Source organism: Spirosoma jeollabukense (genome assembly GCF_054777855.1).
Map to the genome: position 1 here is coordinate 1 of NZ_BAAHAD010000119.1, position 531 is coordinate 531.

1 protein-coding gene is annotated in these 531 nt (G+C 54.6%); it reads left to right on the forward strand.

All coding sequences use genetic code 11. The features are described from left to right. On the forward strand, window positions 1-531 hold a 531-nt coding region (locus ACYVEA_RS34840), incomplete at both ends, for a hypothetical protein (protein WP_461117943.1).

Here is a 531-nt window from a genome sequence, read left to right on the forward strand (position 1 = left end):
AGCCGCGAGCAAATCGAGGCTCTGCTCGTGGAGGTCGTGATGGACCTGCTCCGGACGGAAATTACGTTCGAGACCACCCTCGAGTACACGACGTTCCGGAATCCCATGGTGGTTTTTTTTATCCTCCAGTCGACAAATCCGAGGGACGGTTCGTTTAAGTCGGAGGCCGTGATATCGAAGTTAGCGTCCCAGATCATCTATGGTTCACGGCTGTTCTTCCTCGGCTCGATTTGGACGAAGGAACGCCAGGCAAAGCAGAACCCAGGCTCGACCTTTACGGTCGCGGACTATTATCGAACGAACCTCCACTGGGTGACGCTGTCGGACGGCCACAACTACTTCGAGGAGGTCGCACGGATTCGACGATATCTACTCAAGGCTCTCAAAGACCGAGTCTCAGACAACAAGCCGATCATCGACCTGGGGCCAGATACCTATCTCGTGTACGACAATAAATACACGTTCCTCGGGATGTGCGAGCTGCACACCCAGGTCGAACAGGCCCTCCGCGATCTTCTCTTTAATCGACTG